The organism is Arthrobacter sp. CP30, assembly GCF_053470025.1.
The window spans coordinates 158586-174500 of the sequence record NZ_JBQEMM010000006.1 but is presented as its reverse complement, the minus strand read 5'-3'; the positions used below and the strand labels follow the sequence as shown (position 1 = coordinate 174500).

The following is a 15915-nucleotide window of genomic DNA, read 5'->3' as shown; positions in this document are numbered from 1 at the left end:
GCGCGGCCGTGGACCGGCGGGATGTACGCGCTCTGGACGGGTCAGGTGGTCTTGCGGAGGAGCGCCAGGTACATGGCGTCCGTCCCGTGGACGTGGGGCCAGAGCTGCGCGGTCGAGCCGTGTCCGGCACCGAGCGCTCCCCCGATGCTGACGGCGTCGAGCGCCGAGCCCGCGTCGAGCCGCTCGAACCCGCTGCGCTTGCGCAGGCAGTCGTCGACGACGGCGTCGGTCTCGGCGTGGTGCGGGGAGCACGTCACGTAGGCGACCACACCGCCCGGCGCGACGGCGTCGAGTGCGGACGTGAGGAGTTCCCGCTGCAGCGGCGCGAGGGACACGAGGTCCGAGGGCGTCCTTCGCCAGCGCGACTCCGGCCGGCGACGCAGGGCACCGAGGCCGGTGCACGGCGCATCGACGAGGACGCGGTCGAAGCTCTCGGGCCGGTCCTTGCCGACACCGCGCCCGTCGGCGACCTGCACCGTCCAGGACTGCTCGGGCAGCGGGCGGAGGGCCTGGCGGACCAGCTGTGCGCGATGCGGGACGGGCTCGACCGCGGTGAGGTGCACCCCCGTGTCCTGGCCGATCGCAGCGAGGAGTGCCGATTTGCCGCCCGGCCCTGCACACAGGTCCAGCCAGCGTTCCGGCTCCGCGCCGCCGCGGTGCCCGAGGTCCACCCCGGCCAGTGCGCGGGCGACGAGTTGCGACCCCGAGTCCTGGACCCGGACGGTCCCGGTCGAGATCCCGGGCAGGCGGCTGACGTCGCCGCCCGCGTAGTAGGCGGAGTCCGGTACCAGACGGCCGGGTTCCGCCCCCTCGGCGAGGGCGGCGTCCAGCGTCGCCAGTCCCGGCAGGGCCACGAGGTGCACCATCGGCGCGGCGTTGTCCGCGGCGAGGAGCGCATCGATCTCGGCGACGTCCCGGCCGTGGGCGACGAGAGCCTGCCGCAGGGCCCGCACGATCCATTCGGGATGGCTGTGGGTGAGGGCAGCGATGGCGGTGCCGTCCGTCAGGCCGTCGGTGATCTCCGTGATCCAGCCGTCGAGATCGCGCACCGTCACCTTACGGAGCACCGCGTTGACGAGCGACGACGGTCCCGCGCCGATCACCGCGCGCACCAGGCCGACGGTCTGGTCGAGCGCCGCGTGGGCAGGGACGCGCATGGCGAGGATCTGGTGCACCCCGATGCGCAGGGCGTCGAGGACCGCGGGGTCGAGCTGGTCGAGTGGACGGTCCACGCAGCGCGCGAGCACCGCGTCGTACGTACCCTGGCCGCGGAGGGCGCCGTAGGTGAGTTCGGTGGCGAATCCGGCGTCGCGACGATCGAGGCGGTGCCTGCGGATGCTCGTCGGCAGCACGAGGTTCGCGTAGGCGTCCTCGGCCGCGACCGCGCGCAGGACCTCGAAGGCCACCAGTCGGGCCGGATCCGCCCGCCTCGTGCGCTGCGACGGCGCCGCCTGGGAGAACTGACGCTCTCCGCCCCGGTTCCGCTCCCTGCCCTGCTCGTTGCGCCGGCCGGCTCCCTGCCCGCCTGTACCCTGCCCACCGGCTGCACCACCCGAGCGCTGGCCCTTGCCCTGCCGGGGGGTTCCTCGTCCCCGGGATCCGCCGGTTCCTGCGGTCTCGCTCATTCGAACACCAGCTCTCCGCGCGCTGCCGCGCCTCGTGCCCAGTCGAGGGCACCCATCATCTTCTTACCCGCGGGCTGGACCTGTCCGAGCTGCACGGGGGCGGTGCCGGTACCCACGAGGACGGCGCGCCCCTCGACGCCGAGCTCGCCGGGCGCCAGCGCGCGTCGTCCCGGCTCCCCTTCCGTCGGCGCGGCGCCGTCGGGACCGGTGGTCCGGGGTGACCCGGCCGGTTCGGCGGCCTGCGTCACGGGCCCCACCTTCACCCGCTGGCCCTCCAGCGTGGTCCAGGCACCCGGCTCGGGCGTGACCGCGTTGATCCGCCGCCGGACCGCGACGGCAGGCTGTGACCAGTCGATGCGGGCGTCGTCGATGGTCAGCTTGGGTGCGAGGGTGGGCTCCCCCGTCTGGGGAGTCGCCGTGACCTGCCCGGTGTCGATCCCCGTGAGCGTCTGGACGAGGAGCACCGATCCGCTGCGCGAGAGGCGCTCGAGCACTTCACCGCTGGTCGAACCAGGATCGAGCGTCTCGGTCATCACGCCGAACACGGGCCCTGTGTCGAGGCCCTCCTCGAGCAGGAAGGTGGAGGCGCCCGTCACGTCGTCGCCCGCGAGGACGGCGTGTTGCACCGGGGCCGCTCCGCGCCAGGCGGGGAGGACCGAGAAGTGGAGGTTGATCCAGCCGTGGCGCGGGATCCGCAGCCCGGCCGGCGGGACGATGCCGCCGTAGGCGACGATCGCCGCCGCGTCGAGGTGCAGCTCGTCGAGCTCGGCGATGAGTTCCGGCGAGAAGCGGTTCGCCTTGAGGACCGGCAGACCCAGCTCCTCCGCGGCCGTTGCCACGGGGCTGGGCGTCAGGACCTTCCGCCGTCCGAGCGGCGCGTCGACGCGCGTGAGCACAGCGGCGACGTCGAACCCCGCGTCCACCAGCGCGCGCAGTGCGGGCACCGCCACCTCGGGTGTCCCTGCGAACAGGATCCTCATCGGCTCGTCCCGCCGGAAGGTCCCGGCGTCGCTCCCGGCGCCGGCACGACTCCGCGGGTGAAGCTCGAGCCGAGCGATCGGGCCCGCTCCGCGGCGGTGCGGGTCGTCACCCGGTTGTAGTCGGCGCTGCGGATGGCGCGGAGGGCGTTCTTCCGGTCCTCGCCCGCCAGCCGGTCGATGTAGAGCCTCCCCCTGAGATGGTCCGTCTCATGCTGCAGCGCCCGCGCCAGCATGCCGGTACCCTCGACGACGATCTCCTGACCCGCGAGGTCCCTGCCGGTGACCCTGGCCCATTCCGTCCTGTCGACGAAGCTGCCGAGCCCCGGGACGGACAGGCAGCCCTCGACGTCGACCTCGCCCTGCGATGCGCCGGCGACCTCCAGCACCGGGTTGATCACATGGCCCTCGGCGCCGTCCACGCGGTAGGTGAAGACCTGGAGGCCGATGCCGACCTGGGGTGCAGCGAGGCCCGCCCCCTGGACGTCGATCATCGTCTCGGTCATGTCGCCGATCAGGCGCGCGAGCTCGGGGCCGAAATCGGTGACCTCGGCGGCCGGTGTGCGGAGGATCGGGTCGCCGATCATGCGGATGCTCAGGACGGCCATCGGTGTTCGGTGCCTCGTTTCGGTCGCGCGGCGCTCCCGCCGGACTGTGGGTCTGTGCCCCGCGGGCCACTCCATGGCCGCGAGGCTCCCGTCAATCCTAGTGCCGAGCCGGGATCCGGTCGCAGGGACCCACCGTCTGCAGCTCTCGCCTGCATCAGGCGGGGACGGTGGGTCCGGTCCTGCCGGTGGTGCCCGTCGAGGCAGGGTCCGATCCAGAAGGCGAGCCCGTCCGGGCGGGCGGTGGACCGACGGGCAGGAGGGCGCGCCCTGCCTCCTCCGCCTCCAGGCCTGCCTCCCACGCACGCCGCAGCGCGCAGAACCGCAACCAGTGGTTCCTGAGCACTGCCGGGTTGGCACGCATGGCGCGAACCTCGGTCTGCCCGACGGCCACGCCGAGCAGGAGCGGCTGGTCTCCGTGCGCCCACGGGCGCCATTGCCCCTTCTCGGGATCGACCAGCGACTCCTCGGCCTTCATCCCTGCGACCAGCTGCATGACGACCTTGTCGTCGAGTGCCTTCACGAACCCATCGCGGTCCGTGTTCTTGGTCTTGTAGTCGATCAGGCACGTGCGTCCGCCGATCGTCGCGACCAGGTCGAGGGTGCCCGCGTAGCCGAGTGCAGCGTTCCAGACGGTGATCTCCGGTTCCACGGGCCGGACGTCGTACAGGTCCCACCATTCGTCGAAGCGCTGCGCGAAACCCTGCTCCCCGTTCTCCTCGAGAGCCAGGCGCGCGGAGTCCAGCGCGTCGGGCCTGCCGAGGGCCCGCAGCGCCACCTGCTCGCAGTAGTGGTGCACCCGGGTTCCGCGCAGGGCCGCCTCGTCGCGGTACCGTTCGGCCGCCGAGGACGCGTCCCGCACCGTGGTCCGCAGTTCGGCGGGGTTGCCGAGCGCGCCGGGAAGCCGCGGATCCTTGGCCAGGGCCGTTGCGGCCATGTGGCCGTACCAGCCGCCGAGGGAGCTGGGCAGCTGGGAGATGACGGTGGTGATGGAGGGTACGGCGGGCTGTTCCGCGGTGGAACGCGCGTACATCCTGCCGTGGGGCGTCGCATGGGCGAGGAGCGGAGCGGTCATGACCCAAGTCTCTCAGGCACCTCCGACAGGATGGTGCGAGGGCGGCCCAGGGCCGTGATGCGGAGAGCGGACCGACGGCACGTCGCGAAGCCGGACCGCCGGCGTCGGCCGATTGGACGAACCCCCGAACGTCCTATAGAGTTTTTTCTCGTTGGAAAACGAAGAAACACCGTGAAATGCAGGTCATCGAGCGGATATTTCGGAGCATTTTCTTCTGCGGACGTAGCTCAGCTGGCTAGAGCACCACCTTGCCAAGGTGGATGTCGCGGGTTCGAATCCCGTCGTCCGCTCGCAAGTCACTGTGAAGCCGGACCAGTCCGGTGACCGGAGTTATCCGGTCATGGTGGGGTGGCCGAGAGGCGAGGCAGCGGCCTGCAAAGCCGTATACGCGGGTTCGAATCCCGTCCCCACCTCGGTGCAGTACGAGCAGCACAACCCATGAATTTGGGCGATTGGCGCAGCGGTAGCGCGCTTCCCTGACACGGAAGAGGTCACTGGTTCGATCCCAGTATCGCCCACGACGGCGCCCCCTCGGGGGCGCTTTTTTGCGGACGTAGCTCAGCTGGCTAGAGCACCACCTTGCCAAGGTGGATGTCGCGGGTTCGAATCCCGTCGTCCGCTCTCAGGCCGGTCGTCGGCCGTTGCCCGGTCCTGGCGAGGACCGGGCATTTTTTATGCCCTGCGCGTACCGGCCTCACTCCCGGTCCTGCTCGGAGGACATCCCCCTGTTCGTGCCCTAGAATTTCGGGAGCGGAGACGGACTGCGTCTCCACGACCGAAAGGAAGTGTCCGTGGGTTTATTGGACGGGCTCAAGGGCAAGGCCGGCACCCTCGCGGGTAAGGCGACCGAACTCATTGGCGATAATTCCGACAAGGTGAAGAACGGCATCGGGAAGGCCGGCGACTTCGTCGACGGCAAGACCCATGGCAAGTACGCGCACCACATCGACGGAGTGCAGACGAAGGCTTCGGAGATGGTCGACAAGATCGACAAGAAGGACGGCAAGGGCGACGTCGGCCCTACCCCTCCGCCGGCCGTGTAGTACCCAGCCTGGCAATACGGAAGCGCCGGTCCCGCCGAGAGGCGGCACCGGCGCTTCCTGCGTTCCCGGGCGAGACCGGGGCGCATGACGTTCTAGCCTGCGACCTCACTGCCCTGCCGGGCCAGAGCCGTGAGGCGTGAGACAGCGCGGTAGTACTTCTTCATGTAGCCACCGTGCATCATCTCCTCGGTGAAGAGCTGATCGAAGGTCGTCCCGCTCGCCATGATGGGCACGTCGCGGTCGTAGAGACGGTCGGCGAGCACCACGAAGCGCAGGGCGACGGACTGCTCGGTGATGGTCTCCACGCCGTGCCACGCCACGGCATCGACGCCGTCGAGGAGCTGCCGGTAGCGGCTCGGATGGACGTCCGCGAGGTGACCGACGAGCTCGGAGAAGTCGTCCTCGGCGAGGACCCCGCCGGAGAAGGAGTCGATCCGGTCGCGGAGCGCTGCGTCGTCCATGGCGTCCGGTACCTGCGGGAGACCGCGGTGGCGGTAGTCCTCGCCGTCGATCCGCGCCACGTCGAACTGGTCCGCGAGGACCTGGATCTCCCGCTGGAAGTCCTCTGCGGCGAACCGTCCGTCACCGAGGGAACCGGGGAGGGTATTGGACGTCGCGGCCAGCTTGACCCCGGCGTCGGCCAGTTCACGCATCAGGCGGGACATGAGCACGGTGTCACCGGGATCGTCGAGCTCGAACTCGTCGATGCACACGAGGCTGTAGTCGCTGAGGGCCTCGACGGTCTTCCGGAAGGTCAGCGCTCCCACCAGGTTGGTGTACTCGACGAAGGTCCCGAAGGACTTCTTACCGGACGAGGCGTGCCAGAGCGAGGCGAGGAGGTGGGTCTTGCCGACGCCGAACCCGCCGTCGAGGTAGATACCTGCCCGGGAGGGGGCCTTCCTCGCCCCGAAGAGCTTCCGTAGGCCCGAGGGTGCCGGCTCGTCGACCGTGCCGGCGAATTCCCGCAGTGTCGTGACGGCGGCCGCCTGGGAGGGTTGCTGGGGATCGGGCCGGTAGGTGTCGAAGGACACCTCCCCGAACCTCGGCGACGGGTAGAACCCGCCGAGCAACTCATCGACGGAGACCTTCGGTGAACGCTGCGTCAGGTGTTCGATGACTGGCACGGATGTGGACCGCTTTCTCTTTCCGGCAGGCGCGTCCCGTCCGGTACACGCACGCGACGGCGGTGTGGTCACAGCGCCGCCCCGCTACGCCAGACTACGGCACGGTGCGCACCGCGGGCGGCCCACTCCGGCGCCGGTACCGCGCCTTGACCTCGCCGTCGACCGCTCCCCACAGCCTCCGGCGACCGGAAGGAATTGCCGCCTCGCGTGGTTAGGGTAGGGGAAGACCAGCACCGTGCACACCGCTATGCGAAAGGCCGCAATGACCCTGGCACCAGACACGCAGGACAAGTTCGCCGAATACGCCCATCCGGAGCGGCTCGTCTCCACCGACTGGCTCGCCGCGCATCTCGGCGCCGACGGACTCGTCGTCGTCGAGTCCGACGAGGACGTGCTCCTGTACGAGACGGGCCACATCCCCGGTGCCGTGAAGATCGACTGGCACACCGAGCTCAACGACGAGGTCACGCGCGACTACATCGACGGCGCGGGTTTCTCGCGCCTGATGGCCGCCAAGGGCATCGCGCGCGACTCCACCGTGGTCATCTACGGAGACAAGAGCAACTGGTGGGCGGCCTACGCCCTCTGGGTCTTCACGCTCTTCGGCCACGAGGACGTGCGCCTGCTGGACGGAGGCCGCGACATCTGGGTCGCCGAGGGTCGGGACATCACGACGGACAGGCCCGATGTCGTCGCCACCGACTACCCCGTCGTCGAGCGCGACGACTCCTCGATCCGCGCCTATCTCGGTGATGTGCTCGAGCACCTCGGCAAGCCACTGATCGACGTCCGATCCGGCGACGAGTACACCGGCGCACGCACCACCATGCCCGCCTATCCCGAGGAGGGTGCGCTCCGTGGCGGCCACATCCCGACGGCGGCGTCCGTCCCCTGGGCGCGAGCCGCGGCCGAGGACGGGACCTTCCGGACACGGGCGGAACTCGATGCCATCTATCGTGGCGAGGCCGGGCTGAAGGACGGCGACGACGTCGTGGCCTACTGCAGGATCGGCGAGCGGTCGAGCCACACGTGGTTCGTCCTCACGCACCTCCTCGGCTTCGAGCGGGTGCGCAACTACGACGGCTCCTGGACCGAGTGGGGCAACGCGGTCCGTGTCCCGATCGTCCGAGGCACGGAGCCCGGCGAGGTTCCCGTGTCCGTGAACCGCTCCGCGCAGGCCGCACGATGACCACCGGGACCGTCCCCGCGAAGCTCGCCGAGATCATCGACGACTTCCAGGACCTGACCGAGCCCGACCGCCTGCAGCTGCTGCTCGACTTCTCCCGGGAGCTGCCCGCCCTGCCGGAGCGCTACAGCGACCACCCGGAGCTGCTGGAGCAGGTCGTCGAGTGCCAGAGCCCGCTGTTCCTCACGATGGAGATCGGCGAGGCCCCCGGGCACCCGGTGCACCTCTTCTTCTCGGCACCCCCCGAGGCTCCCACGACCCGAGGTTTCGCGGGCGTGCTGCTCGAGGGGCTCGACGGACTCCCGGCCGCGGAGGTACTCGCCGTGCCAGACGACGTCCCGGACCGCCTCGGCCTGACCCGCGCCATCACTCCCCTGCGCATGCGGGGCATGTCCGCCATGCTGGGGCGCATCAAGCGGAAGATCCGGGAGTCCGTCAGGGACGAGGCGTAGGCGCGGGCGGCTCCTGCGCCGCGGGCCCGGCGGACCGACCGCCGGGCAGGGTCCTGCCGAAGACGTTGTCGTCCAGCCAGTGCTCGACGACGCTCTCCCACCGTTCCGGCGCGACGTTCCACTCCTTCGTGTGGCGCGCCCGCTGGAATCGCTCGAGCGTCACGAAGGTCGGGTTCTTCGCCGCGAGTTCCGCCGAGGGCCCGATGGGCACGAACTCGTCGTCCTCGCTGTGCAGCACGAGGGTCGGCAGGGTGAGCTGTTCCGCGCGGGCGATCCAGTCCATGCTCTTGAGGTCGAGGGGCGCGGCCAGCCCGGTGATGCGTCGGGCCCGCTGACTGGCCAGCAGGTACTGGCCCAGGCGGCCCACCGGTGCGGGGATCCTGTTGAGCTCGGCGTGGTGGGCGAGCACCTCGATCCAGTTGATGACCGGTCCGTCGAGCACGAGCGCCCTGATGCGCCGCCTATGGCGCGAGAGATCGGCCGTCTGCAGCACGATCGCGCCGCCCATGGACCAGCCGAACAGCACGACGTCGCGTGCACCGTGGGACACCGCGTAGTCGATCGCGGCATCGACGTCGTGCCACTCCGTCATCCCGAGTCCGTACCTGCCGTCCGGTGCCGAGGGGGCTTCGCCGTCGTTCCGGTAGGACAGCACGAGGCTCGTCATCCCCAGCCGGCGCGCGGGTCGCAGGGCGCGCAGGGCTTCCGCGCGGGAGGCACCCCGACCGTGCACCATCACGGCCCACGTACTGGCGGGGCCCTCGGCCCGGACGAGCCAGGCCGGTGCCGAACCGCCCTCGACCGGGATGAGGACCTCCTCCTCGGCGAAGCCCATGGCGAAGGGGCTGGGGTAGACGGCGCCGCCCCACCAGCCCCTCGTCGCCGCGGCGAGGTCACCCGCGTAGACCTGCTCCACCTCACGCTCGACGGTGCCCTCCCGGGGCACGTAGGAGCGGATGGCGCCGATGCGCGCGTGCCCCGTTCCCTGGGCGAAGTGGAGGCTGTAGGTCCCCTCGATCGTCGTGTCGTCGGTGGCGGGGAGGATGACGGTCTGCCGGCCGGTGGCTCCGACCACTGCGAGGATGTCCAGGTTCTCGACCCGGACGCGCGAGGGTGTCACGATCTGCCGCGCGAAGTACACGGCCAGCCCGGAGACGGCGCCGGCCGCGGAGGAGGCAAGGGCTACTCCCGCCCCGATCCCGAGGGCGGTCCACCTGAGCCAGGAAGCAGGGGGCCGCTGCTCTGCGGCCGGTGACCTCGTCGATGCCATGGTTCCATTTCTACCCTGCCCGAGGCCCGTCCTGCGACGAGCCGCCGCATTCCGGTGCCCGTGGCGAGGCGAGGCTCCCCCGCCGGCAGTACAGTGGCGCCATGAGCCAAACGATCCTCGTGCTGACCGAGGAAGCCCTGACGCCCGCCGATCTCCTGAACCTGCGGACCCTGCAGGGTGATGACCCCGCGGATCTCGTGGTCCTCATCCCCGAGGACCGGAACGAGTCGGTGCTCGGGGAGTTCTTCCGCCACCTGAGCCTCCTCGAGGTGGGCGAGGCCTTCCGCAGCTTCTCGCCCGACGACCGACGTCATGACGAAGCAGCGGCACGGGCCGCCGTCGAGGAGTCACTGCGGCTGCTCTCCCGCGAGGGCTTCACCGCACGCGGGCGGACGACCACCGGGAACCCCGTGGACGCGCTGGTGGCGGAGGCCGCCGCCGGCGGTGCGGCCCAGGCCGTCGTGATCACCCGACCCCACGCGATGGCGGACACCTTCCACACCGACTGGGCCAACAGGGCGCAGGACAAGCTCGGCATCGCCGTGCTGCACCTGTACTCGGGGTCGGGATTTATTGGCGACTCGTAGGCGTTGAGCACGGTATGACGACCGAACGCGAGGCATTCCTGCCTGACATCGACAAGTCCGACGACGAGTGGCGGCAGGAACTGACGCCCGAGGAATTCCAGGTCCTGCGCAAGGCGGGCACCGAACGTCCCTACACCGGCGAGTACTACGACTCCAAGGCGGAGGGCACCTACGCGTGTCGGGCCTGCGGCGCCGAGCTGTTCACCAGCAACGAGAAGTTCGACTCCCACTGCGGTTGGCCGTCCTTCTGGGCACCCCTCGCCGAGGACAAGGTGCGCTACCTCCATGACCGCTCCCTCGGCATGGAGCGCATCGAGGTCCGCTGCGCCCGGTGCGACTCGCACCTCGGCCACCTGTTCAAGGGCGAGGGATTCGACACCCCCACAGATCAGCGCTTCTGCATCAACTCCATCTCCATGCGGCTCGTCGAAGCCTCCTAGGGCCCGATCGACCCGCTCCGCTGCACGACGAAGGCCGGCCCCCGGGCCGGCCTTCGTCGTTCTCGCGGTGATCCTCCCGGGCGGTGAAGGAGGACTGGTCCTCGGCGGGACCTCCTGACGTCCCAGCGTAAGGAACTCTGGATCTCACCGAACTGCGCTGTAAGTATTCCTGTTCCCCTTGCTACGCTCGCCGCAGACGTACACCACCCGGCCCGTCCCGAGGAAGCAGGAGCCATGACACTCGCCCCGATCGACAGCACATCCGCCCGGAACACCCCCCACGAGCACGCGTCCTGGCTCTCGCTGAAGCACGCCGTGGAGGAGCTGCGCCTCCTGCAGGTCAAGGACGGCTCGATCCCGGATCCCGGACACCACGATGCCGCCGGAGCACTGACGACCGCCATCATCCAGTCCATCCAGGACCTCGCGCCGCTCTTCCCCCAGGATGCCGAGTACCTCGCCAGGACGGTCACGGCCTTCGAGGCGTGGCGGACCGGGACGTTCGGCGTCCCCGACTTCCTCGAGCCGCTCCTCGCCTTCCAGCCACAGCTGGACCGTGTCGACGGGCTGCAGCATCTCGTCGTGTTCCCCATGTACACCCAGAACGGCAGCACCAACAGGCTCGTCGAGGCCGTGCTGATCGAGGTCCTCTGGCCCGATTTCATCGACGAGCTCGAAGCCGGCGCCTACTCCAACGCCCTGTTCGTCCCGATCCGCTTCCTCGATTTCACCGAGGGCTACAACACCAATTCCGCCGTGCTCTTCCCCGAGACCGTGGCCGTCAGCTCCACCCCGACCTTCACCTGGGGCGCCATCTTCGCCGATCGCGAGGCGGCCCGCTTCCGCCGGGTGGTCCGCGCAGCGGCGGAGATCACGCGCCTGGACCTGCCCCAGGATGCCATCGAGCTGCTCGACGACCAGACCCTGACGGAGGAGACCTTCGTCATGTGGGACCTGATCCACGACCGCACCCACATGCGCGGCGACCTGCCTTTCGACCCCTTCATGATCAAGCAGCGGATGCCGTTCTTCCTCTACTCCCTCGAGGAGCTCCGCTGCGACCTGACGGCCTTCCGCGAGTCGGTCCGCATCGAGAAGGACGAGGACGCATCACCCGAGGCCCGGAAGCACTCCCGGCTCGTGCAGTACGCGGTCATCTTCGACCGCATCTTCCGCTTCAGCATCACCGGGAGCCGGGTGCGCAACTACGACGGCCTCGGCGGCCAGCTGCTCTTCGCCTGGATGCACCAGCACCATGTCCTCCACTGGACCGACACGAAGCTCACCATCGACTGGGACGAGGCCGCCGACGTCGTCGTCGCCCTCGGCGAGCAGATCGAGCAGCTGTACTGGCGTTCGATCGACCGTCCGAAGATCGCGCACTGGCTCGCCGCCTACGAGCTCGTGTCCGCGACGGTCACGCCCCACCCCGCCTCGGTGTGGGCGAAGGGGCCCGGGGCGCTCGAACTCATGGGTCCGCCGCGCGGCCTGACGGACGCCGTCCTCGATGACGAGTTCCCCCTGTCGATGTTCTTCGAGGCCCTCGACCGCAAGATGAAGCCGGTCATCGAGTCCACTGCCGGCATCACCGCGGACGCGGCATGACGGGAGCCGGAGCCGGAGCACGGACGGCGGTCGTCGCAGGCGCCTCGAGCGCCTCCGGCGCGGCCCTCACGCGTGCCCTGCTCGAGGACGGCTTCACCGTCGTGGCGGTGGGAACCGATGCCGGCCGCCTCGCGTCGGCCTTCGGCGGGCTCGACGGCGTCGACCGGCGGGTGTGCGACCTGACGGACGAGTCCGCCGTCGCCGCCCTCGCGGCGGAGGTCCTCGTCCAGCACGGGGGCGCCGACGCCCTCTTCCACCTCGTCGGCGGATGGCGCGGGGCCAGGGGCATCACCACGCAGGCGAGATCCGACTACGACACCCTGCACCGCTCGGTGTTCGTCACGCTCTTCAACACCAGCCGCGCGTTCTACGACCAGCTGGCGGCCCGGGACGGACGGCTCGCGGCCGTGTCCGCCACGGCCGTCGCAGCACCCACCGCCGGCAATGCCTCGTACGCGGCCGTCAAGGCATCGGTCGACGCGTGGCTGCAGGCGGTCGCCGACGGATTCTCGAAGGACGGGACGGCGGCGGCAGCCACGGCCGTCGTCGTGAAGGTCCTGGTGGACGACCGCATGCGGGCGGAGCACCCCGAGCGGACCTTCCCCGGGTACACACACGTCGCGGCCCTCGCCCGGATCCTCGCGTCCCTCCCCGGCCGGCCGGCCACGGAGATCAACGGGGCCCGCATCGACCCCGTTCGGGGATAATGGCATGGTGACCGAGACCATGATTCCCGCCGCTCCCGCCTCCCCTGCGCTGCACGACCCCACGCAGCGCAGCTTCGCCTCCGACAACTACTCCGGCGTGCACCCCGAGGTGCTGAACGCACTCGCGGCCGCCAACGAGGGGCACCAGGTCGCCTACGGGGACGACCAGTACACCGCGCGCCTGCTGGAGGTGATGGAGCAGCACTTCGGCGAGGGCATCTCCATCTACCCCGTGTTCAACGGCACCGGCGCCAACGTCCTGTCCCTGCAGTCGATCCTGCCGCGCTGGGGTGCCGTGATCTGCCCCCAGACCGCGCACATCAACGTCGACGAGAACGCGGCCCCGGAGCGCGTCGGCGGCATCAAGCTCCTGACGGTCCCGACGCCGGACGGCAAGCTGACGCCCGAGCTGATCGACCGCGAGGCCTGGGGCTGGGGCGACCAGCACCGTGCGCAGCCGCTCGCCGTCTCCATCACGCAGACCACGGAGCTCGGGACGCTCTACTCGGTCGCCGAGATCAGGGCCATCGCCGACCACTGCCACACCCGGGGCATGCGCGTCCACATGGACGGGGCGCGGCTCGCCAACGCAGCCGCGGCCCTCGGCCAGCCGTTGCGCGCCTTCACGCGCGACGCCGGCGTGGACATCCTCTCCTTCGGGGGCACCAAGAACGGGCTGATGTTCGGCGAGTGCATCGTGGTCCTGGACCAGGAGGCCTCCACCGGACTCGACTACCTGCGCAAGCTGAACATGCAGCTCGCCTCGAAGATGCGCTTCGTCTCGGCCCAGCTCATCGCCCTGCTCGAGGGGGATCTCTGGCTGCGCTCCGCATCGCATGCGAACGCCATGGCCGCCCGGCTCACCGAGGGCGTACGCGCCATCAAGGGTGTCACCCTGACGCAGGAAACCACCGCCAACGCCGTCTTCGCGATCCTTCCGCCCGGTGCAGCGGACCGGATCCGCGAGAGCTTCCGGTTCTACGACTGGGACCAGGCCACGGGCGAAGTGCGCTGGATGTGCTCGTTCGACACCACCGAGGAGGATGTCGACGCCTTCATCGAGGCGATCCGCCGGGAAGTGTCGAACTGACGGTGCCGTGATCCGGGAGGCCGACACCTCCCGGGAGCGGCGCGCCGCCGGACGTCCGCCGGGATAAGGGCGTAGCCTGCGGGGGTGAGTGCAATCGGCGGCGTATCCCATCTTCCTGGGGAATTCCTCGACGCCCTCGCCGGCCTGCGGACAGCGGCCCGGCGCAGCGAGATCAGGCTCGAGGAGATTCCGGCCCCCTCACGCCTCGCCCCGTTCGCGGTGGCGCTCGGGGCCGAGGTGCTCGAGGCGACACCTGTCGTGCCGCCACCCCTGCATGGACCGGCCCGCACCCTGCTGGTTCCGCCCGACCCGCAGGAACTGGCCACCGGGCGTTTCATCCTCCTCTACGACCCGGAGGGCTCCGAGGTCTGGAACGGGCGCTTCCGGATCGTCACCTACATCCGGGCGCAGCTCGAACCCGACATGGGCAACGATGCCCTGCTCGGATCCGTCGCCTGGACGTGGCTCGTGGAGGCCCTCGACAACCACGGTGCACGCCACCACAGCACCGGCGGCACAGCGACCCGGATCCTGTCGGAGAGCTATGGAACGCTCGAGGACCGCCCCGACACGATCGACATCGAACTGCGGGCCTCCTGGACACCCGAGACCTCCGATGTGCAGCGGCACCTGGAGGCGTGGTCCGAGATGGTCTGCACGTTCGCCGGCCTGCCTCCCCTTCCCGCCGGCGTCGCGCACCTGCCCCACCGCCGATCCTGACCGGTCAGGGAGCCGTCCGGTTCCGCCCGGCGGGCGGCCGCGCGGGGATAGACTGAAATCACCATGAGTTCCCACACCTCCGAGCAGACGGACAGCACCGAAGCGTCCTGTCCCGCAGCCACCGAAGCCGATGCCCCGATCGAACTCCCCCTCCTGACCGAACCGCGTGACGGCGTCCCCCTCGTCGTCGACACCCGGGCCGGGCTCGAGCGGGCGGCGGCGGCCCTCGCCGCCGGTACCGGACCGGCAGCGGTCGACGCCGAGCGGGCGTCGGGGTTCCGGTACGGACAGCGCGCGTTCCTGGTGCAGATCAGGCGTGAGGGAGCGGGGACCTGGCTCATCGACCCCGAGCCCTTCGAGGACCTCCGGATCATCGACGACGCCCTCGACGGCGTCGAGTGGATCCTGCATGCCGCGAGCCAGGACCTGCCCTGCCTCTCCGAGCTCGGGATGTGGCCCGATCATCTCTTCGACACGGAGCTCGCCGCCCGTCTGGCCGGTCTGCCGCGGGTCGGCCTCGCGGCCGTGATCGAGTCCCAGCTGGGCTTCAGCCTGGCGAAGGAGCACTCGGCCGCCGACTGGTCCAAGCGACCGCTGCCCGAGCCGTGGCTGCGCTACGCGGCGCTCGACGTCGAGGTCCTGACCGAGCTCCGCGACAGGCTCGCCGAGTTGCTGGAACGCGACGGGAAACTGGCCATCGCCGAGCAGGAGTTCGAGCACATCCGGCAGACTCCGCCGGCGGAACCACGCGTCGATCCCTGGCGCCGGACCTCCGGGCTGCACCAGCTGCGTGACCGCCGCCAGCTGGCGGCCGTCCGGCAGATGTGGCTCGAGCGCGAGGACCTCGCCCAGCGACGCGACGTCGCTCCCGGGCGCCTCGTCCCGGATTCCGCCATCATCGCTGCCGCCAAGGCCATGCCGGCAACCGTCCCGCAGCTGCTCGGCACCAAGGGCTTCCACGGGCGCGCCGCGCAGAAGGAAGCACCGCGGTGGCTGAAGTGCATCAGCGACGCGCGGAAGCTGACGGACCTGCCGCCGCTGCACATCTCCACGAATGCTCCCCCACCCCCTCGCATCTGGGCCGAGAAGGATCCGGAGGCAGCCGCCCGGCTGCTGACGGCGCGGCCCCGCGTCGCAGCACGCGCCGAGTCTCTCGGCATGCCGGTGGAGAACCTGCTCACCCCCGACTACCTGCGGCGCATCGCCTGGCGGCCCCCTGCCGATGTGTCCCTCGAATCGGTCTCGGCAGCCCTGGCGGACCTCGGTGCGCGCCCCTGGCAGATCGAGGAGATCGCCGCGGTCATCACAGTGGCGTTCCTCGATCCCGATCCCCTGCCCGACAAGGGCCGGGCACAGCAGCAGGTTGCCGCCGGCGACTGAGCCCGCCGCCTCCCGGGCTTGCTTGCACG

The 15915-nt window shown here is 70.3% G+C and carries 16 protein-coding genes and 4 tRNA genes; 14 read left to right on the top strand and 6 right to left on the bottom strand.

The features are described 5' to 3' along the window. Window positions 1-41: 41 nt before the first annotated feature. From ACTIMO_RS10415 to ACTIMO_RS10400, 4 genes are all read right to left on the bottom strand, one after another. Entirely contained in the window at window positions 42-1625 is a 1584-nt protein-coding gene (locus ACTIMO_RS10415) for an RsmB/NOP family class I SAM-dependent RNA methyltransferase (RefSeq protein ID WP_448182356.1), read from the bottom strand. Beyond that, window positions 1622-2605, bottom strand: a complete 984-nt coding sequence (locus ACTIMO_RS10410) for a methionyl-tRNA formyltransferase (protein WP_055771417.1) — start codon at window positions 2603-2605, stop codon at window positions 1622-1624. Before ACTIMO_RS10410 ends, ACTIMO_RS10415 begins: the two co-directional genes overlap by 4 nt. Beyond that, on the bottom strand, window positions 2602-3210 hold the full coding sequence (def, locus tag ACTIMO_RS10405; protein ID WP_055771420.1) for a peptide deformylase: 609 nt from the start codon (window positions 3208-3210) through the stop codon (window positions 2602-2604). Before def ends, ACTIMO_RS10410 begins: the two co-directional genes overlap by 4 nt. A gap of 154 nt (window positions 3211-3364) precedes the next feature. Next, entirely contained in the window at window positions 3365-4282 is a 918-nt protein-coding gene (locus ACTIMO_RS10400; RefSeq protein WP_448182355.1) for a cytochrome, read from the bottom strand. A gap of 216 nt (window positions 4283-4498) precedes the next feature. Between ACTIMO_RS10400 and ACTIMO_RS10395 the strand changes: the two genes are divergently transcribed. The 5 genes from ACTIMO_RS10395 to ACTIMO_RS10375 all read left to right on the top strand — a co-directional run bounded on the left by ACTIMO_RS10395 (window position 4499) and on the right by ACTIMO_RS10375 (window position 5325). Beyond that, a tRNA-Gly gene (locus ACTIMO_RS10395) sits at window positions 4499-4572 on the top strand. Window positions 4573-4624: 52 nt separating this feature from the next. Beyond that, window positions 4625-4695: transfer RNA gene (locus tag ACTIMO_RS10390), tRNA-Cys, on the top strand. A gap of 33 nt (window positions 4696-4728) precedes the next feature. Next, a tRNA-Val gene (locus ACTIMO_RS10385) sits at window positions 4729-4800 on the top strand. A gap of 29 nt (window positions 4801-4829) precedes the next feature. Beyond that, window positions 4830-4903, top strand: a tRNA-Gly gene (locus tag ACTIMO_RS10380). Window positions 4904-5073: 170 nt separating this feature from the next. Then, window positions 5074-5325, top strand: coding sequence for an antitoxin (locus tag ACTIMO_RS10375; RefSeq protein ID WP_157365892.1), 252 nt, complete (start codon window positions 5074-5076; stop codon window positions 5323-5325). Between the two features lie 92 nt (window positions 5326-5417). Here the strand turns inward: ACTIMO_RS10375 and zapE are convergent, their stop codons facing one another. Then, window positions 5418-6449, bottom strand: a complete 1032-nt coding sequence (gene zapE / locus ACTIMO_RS10370) for a cell division protein ZapE (protein WP_448182354.1) — start codon at window positions 6447-6449, stop codon at window positions 5418-5420. A 262-nt stretch (window positions 6450-6711) separates the two neighbouring features. Between zapE and ACTIMO_RS10365 the strand changes: the two genes are divergently transcribed. Further along, a complete protein-coding gene (locus ACTIMO_RS10365; protein ID WP_055771432.1) occupies window positions 6712-7638 on the top strand; it encodes a sulfurtransferase in 927 nt (308 codons plus the stop codon). Continuing rightward, window positions 7635-8087 (top strand): SufE family protein, encoded by a 453-nt coding sequence (locus ACTIMO_RS10360; protein ID WP_055771435.1) that lies wholly within the window; start codon window positions 7635-7637, stop codon window positions 8085-8087. The genes ACTIMO_RS10365 and ACTIMO_RS10360 overlap by 4 nt, the downstream gene beginning before the upstream one ends. Here the strand turns inward: ACTIMO_RS10360 and ACTIMO_RS10355 are convergent. Further along, window positions 8071-9357, bottom strand: coding sequence for an alpha/beta hydrolase family protein (locus ACTIMO_RS10355; protein WP_055771438.1), 1287 nt, complete (start codon window positions 9355-9357; stop codon window positions 8071-8073). The genes ACTIMO_RS10360 and ACTIMO_RS10355 overlap by 17 nt on opposite strands. Before the next feature lie 101 nt (window positions 9358-9458). On the opposite strand from ACTIMO_RS10355, the gene ACTIMO_RS10350 reads away from it, so the two are divergent. From ACTIMO_RS10350 to ACTIMO_RS10320, 7 genes are all read left to right on the top strand, one after another. Continuing rightward, the gene (locus ACTIMO_RS10350; RefSeq protein WP_448182353.1) at window positions 9459-9944 is read left to right on the top strand and encodes a hypothetical protein; all 486 of its coding nucleotides are present in this window, start codon (window positions 9459-9461) and stop codon (window positions 9942-9944) included. Window positions 9945-9958: 14 nt separating this feature from the next. Further along, window positions 9959-10384 carry a peptide-methionine (R)-S-oxide reductase MsrB gene (gene msrB, locus ACTIMO_RS10345; RefSeq protein WP_055771444.1) on the top strand — a complete coding sequence of 142 codons (426 nt, stop codon included), beginning with the start codon at window positions 9959-9961 and terminating at the stop codon, window positions 10382-10384. A 234-nt stretch (window positions 10385-10618) separates the two neighbouring features. Beyond that, on the top strand, window positions 10619-11989 hold the full coding sequence (locus ACTIMO_RS10340) for a DUF6421 family protein (protein ID WP_448182352.1): 1371 nt from the start codon (window positions 10619-10621) through the stop codon (window positions 11987-11989). Next, entirely contained in the window at window positions 11986-12696 is a 711-nt protein-coding gene (locus tag ACTIMO_RS10335; RefSeq protein WP_448182351.1) for an SDR family NAD(P)-dependent oxidoreductase, read from the top strand. The genes ACTIMO_RS10340 and ACTIMO_RS10335 overlap by 4 nt, the downstream gene beginning before the upstream one ends. Window positions 12697-12700: 4 nt before the next feature. After that, window positions 12701-13786, top strand: a complete 1086-nt coding sequence (locus ACTIMO_RS10330) for a threonine aldolase family protein (RefSeq protein WP_448182350.1) — start codon at window positions 12701-12703, stop codon at window positions 13784-13786. Window positions 13787-13879: 93 nt separating this feature from the next. Continuing rightward, the gene (locus ACTIMO_RS10325) at window positions 13880-14506 is read left to right on the top strand and encodes a DUF3000 domain-containing protein (RefSeq protein WP_448182390.1); all 627 of its coding nucleotides are present in this window, start codon (window positions 13880-13882) and stop codon (window positions 14504-14506) included. Between the two features lie 63 nt (window positions 14507-14569). After that, window positions 14570-15886, top strand: a complete 1317-nt coding sequence (locus tag ACTIMO_RS10320) for an HRDC domain-containing protein (protein WP_448182349.1) — start codon at window positions 14570-14572, stop codon at window positions 15884-15886. Window positions 15887-15915: the final 29 nt, after the last annotated feature.

What these genes read in the sequence shown, in the direction of transcription:
- ACTIMO_RS10360 (WP_055771435.1), top strand. Translation starts at nt 7,635, where the DNA reads ATGACCACCGGGACCGTCCCCGCGAAGCTCGCCGAGATCATCGACGAC.
- msrB (WP_055771444.1), top strand. Translation starts at nt 9,959, where the DNA reads ATGACGACCGAACGCGAGGCATTCCTGCCTGACATCGACAAGTCCGAC.
- ACTIMO_RS10410 (WP_055771417.1), bottom strand. Translation starts at nt 2,605, where the DNA reads ATGAGGATCCTGTTCGCAGGGACACCCGAGGTGGCGGTGCCCGCACTG.
- ACTIMO_RS10320 (WP_448182349.1), top strand. Translation starts at nt 14,570, where the DNA reads ATGAGTTCCCACACCTCCGAGCAGACGGACAGCACCGAAGCGTCCTGT.
- ACTIMO_RS10400 (WP_448182355.1), bottom strand. Translation starts at nt 4,282, where the DNA reads ATGACCGCTCCGCTCCTCGCCCATGCGACGCCCCACGGCAGGATGTAC.
- def (WP_055771420.1), bottom strand. Translation starts at nt 3,210, where the DNA reads ATGGCCGTCCTGAGCATCCGCATGATCGGCGACCCGATCCTCCGCACA.
- ACTIMO_RS10350 (WP_448182353.1), top strand. Translation starts at nt 9,459, where the DNA reads ATGAGCCAAACGATCCTCGTGCTGACCGAGGAAGCCCTGACGCCCGCC.
- ACTIMO_RS10365 (WP_055771432.1), top strand. Translation starts at nt 6,712, where the DNA reads ATGACCCTGGCACCAGACACGCAGGACAAGTTCGCCGAATACGCCCAT.
- ACTIMO_RS10415 (WP_448182356.1), bottom strand. Translation starts at nt 1,625, where the DNA reads ATGAGCGAGACCGCAGGAACCGGCGGATCCCGGGGACGAGGAACCCCC.
- ACTIMO_RS10335 (WP_448182351.1), top strand. Translation starts at nt 11,986, where the DNA reads ATGACGGGAGCCGGAGCCGGAGCACGGACGGCGGTCGTCGCAGGCGCC.
- ACTIMO_RS10330 (WP_448182350.1), top strand. Translation starts at nt 12,701, where the DNA reads ATGGTGACCGAGACCATGATTCCCGCCGCTCCCGCCTCCCCTGCGCTG.
- ACTIMO_RS10340 (WP_448182352.1), top strand. Translation starts at nt 10,619, where the DNA reads ATGACACTCGCCCCGATCGACAGCACATCCGCCCGGAACACCCCCCAC.
- ACTIMO_RS10355 (WP_055771438.1), bottom strand. Translation starts at nt 9,357, where the DNA reads ATGGCATCGACGAGGTCACCGGCCGCAGAGCAGCGGCCCCCTGCTTCC.